Annotated in this window: 1 protein-coding gene and 1 pseudogene; both read right to left on the bottom strand. The window is 59.7% G+C overall.

All coding sequences use genetic code 11. The annotated features are described in order from the left end of the window. Window positions 1-138: 138 nt before the first annotated feature. Entirely contained in the window at window positions 139-873 is a 735-nt protein-coding gene (istB, locus tag ACWGPT_RS19815) for an IS21-like element helper ATPase IstB (RefSeq protein WP_091524783.1), read from the bottom strand. Window positions 874-878: 5 nt separating this feature from the next. Then, window positions 879-2,372, bottom strand: a pseudogene (gene istA, locus ACWGPT_RS19810) (IS21 family transposase); the annotation flags it as partial. Window positions 2,373-2,483: the final 111 nt, after the last annotated feature.

Raw genomic sequence — 2,483 nt, 5'->3', positions numbered from 1 at the left:
TGTCAATCGGCGCGGAATATTGACCCCTTATCGGCGTCCAATATTGACCCCTCCTACAGACGATCAGCGCTTGGCCTGCCCGGCGCTGGCCGGGGTTGCATAGGGTAGGCCAAGTGCGGGTGATGGTTATCTTCGGCTTTAGCTTTGAGAGCGGTTCTTGAAGCGCCAGGACTCGTTGCCGGTTTCCACAATCTCGCAGTGATGGGTCAAACGGTCGAGGAGTGCCGTCGTCATCTTGGCATCGCCAAACACCGACGGCCATTCACCGAAGGCAAGGTTTGTGGTTACGATGATCGATGTGCGCTCGTAGAGCCTGCTGATCAGGTGGAACAGGAGCTGGCCTCCGGCCTGGGCGAACGGCAGGTATCCCAGTTCATCGAGAATGATGAAGTCAAGGCGTGTGAGGTAATCGGCGGTCCGTCCCTGCTTGCCGTTGCGCGTTTCCGTTTCCAGTCGATTGACCAGATCAACGACGTTGAAGAAGCGGCCGCGCGTGCTGTTGCGGATGAGTGCGCGGGCAATCGCGATGGCCAGATGGCTCTTGCCGGTTCCCGTGCCGCCGACGAGGACGACGTTGCGTTGATCGGCGACAAAGGTGCCCGTGGCCAATTCCCGGACCAGGGATTCATTGACAGGCGTTTCAGCGAAGTCGAAGTCATCGATATCCTTGGCGAGTGGAAGCTTGGCAATGCTGAGCTGGTAACGGATTGAGCGGGCCTGCTTCTCGGCGATCTCCGACTGCAACAGGTCACCGACGATGCGCGGTGGTTCGTGCTGCCGTTTGATGCCGTTTCCCATGACCTCGTCGTAGGCGCTGCGCATTCCGTAGAGCTTCAACGTGCTCATCAGTTCGAGAACCTGCGTGCGTTCCATCAACTTGCCCTCCTGAGCCTGTCGTAACGGGCGCAGTCGGCGACCGGCTCATGGGCAAGCCGAAGCGCATCGGGGATTTGCAGGGTTGCAGCGGGAGCCGGATCGCGGCTTCGAGCCAGAATGTTGATGATCACCGAGGCCGAGCAGACACCGTGATCGAGCGCTTCCTGGCAGGCAGCCTCAACTGCCGCCAAGCCATCGGCGGGAACACATCCGAGTATGGTGACCATCTGCCGATCACCGTCATCGACGTTCTTCAGCCGTTTGCGAACCTTCTCCATTGCAGTGGGCAGAACCCATTCCCTGAACGGAGCGCCGTTGCGCAATGCACCGGGTTTACGAGCGAGGACAGGCACATAGTGCCAGGGATTATAGACCGTCTCGCCCCGGCCGAAGCTGCGCCGATGTTCAGCGACCGTCACTCCATTCTGTTTGATGACGATCCGATCCGCATAGGCATGAACCTCGACAGGGCGGCCGACGGCAGTCGATAGAACCGAGTATTTGTTGTTATCGAAGCGGACAGTGCAGGTCTTTGACACTGAGGCGGGCACGCAGTGGAAGCCGTCGAACGGACCAACATAATGCACAAGGCTGCCTCGCTCGGCTTCGAACATCTGCCAGATCGTCTGCGCCGTCTGTTCGGGATGGCTGTGAGCCTTGGCATAGGCAATGCACTTGTCGAGCAGCCAGACATTCAGTTCCTCCAGGCTTTTGACCCGCAGGCGTGGCGTGAAGAAGCGTTCCCGCACGAGGCCGACCTGGTTCTCGACCTGTCCTTTCTCCCAGCCGGATGCAGGCGTGCAGGCAACCGGATGGACGAGGTAATGGCTGCACATCTGCAGGAAGCGACGATTGTAGAGCCGCTCCTTGCCGATGAAGACTGCCTCGACTGCCGTCTTCATGTTGTCATAGATGCCGCGCGTGCAGGTGCCACGGAAGAAGGCGAAGGCCTTGTCGTGGGCATCGAAGACCATCTCCTGGCTCTCACGCATATAGGCGCGGGCGAACATCATCCGGCTGTGGCAGAGGCGGACATGAGCAACCTTCACCGTCGTCGTCACGCCCTGGATCAGAACGATCTCGTGGCTCCAGTCGAACTGGTAGGCCTCGCCGGGCGCGTAGTAGAGCGGCACGTACGCTTCGGCCGTCACAGCCCCTCGATCTTTCGACCATCCCTTCGCATAGCGCCGGATCGCATCGTAGCTGCCATCGTAACCCAGCGCCCGAAGCTCTTCGTAAATCCGGATCAGCGTCAACCGTTCACGAGATGGTTTGCCTTCGTTCGCAGCCAGGAAGCGCTCGATCTCGGCCTTCCACCGACCCGTCTTCGGTAAAGGTTGTCGCTCTCGCTCGTAGGAAAAGTCCGTCTCATCGGACCGCAGAATCTTGCGCACCGTGTTGCGGGACACATGCAGCTCCCGGACGATCCTCTTCACCGACCAGCCCTGCACATGGAAGGCCCGACGAACACGCGCAATCGTATCCACTCGCTTCAACTCCCCCTCCATCCGCCAGCAAAAGGCGGATGGTCAGACGAAACAGGTGGGGGGTCAAAATTGGACGCCGGTCACCCCGCCAGAGGGGTCAATATTCCACGCCTAAACACA

It is taken from the genome of Pseudorhizobium sp. NPDC055634 (genome assembly GCF_053618655.1).
The sequence above is the reverse complement of the archived record's forward strand: the minus strand, read 5'-3'. Positions and strand labels throughout refer to the sequence as shown.

What these genes read in the sequence shown, in the direction of transcription:
- istB (WP_091524783.1), bottom strand. Translation starts at nt 873, where the DNA reads ATGGAACGCACGCAGGTTCTCGAACTGATGAGCACGTTGAAGCTCTAC.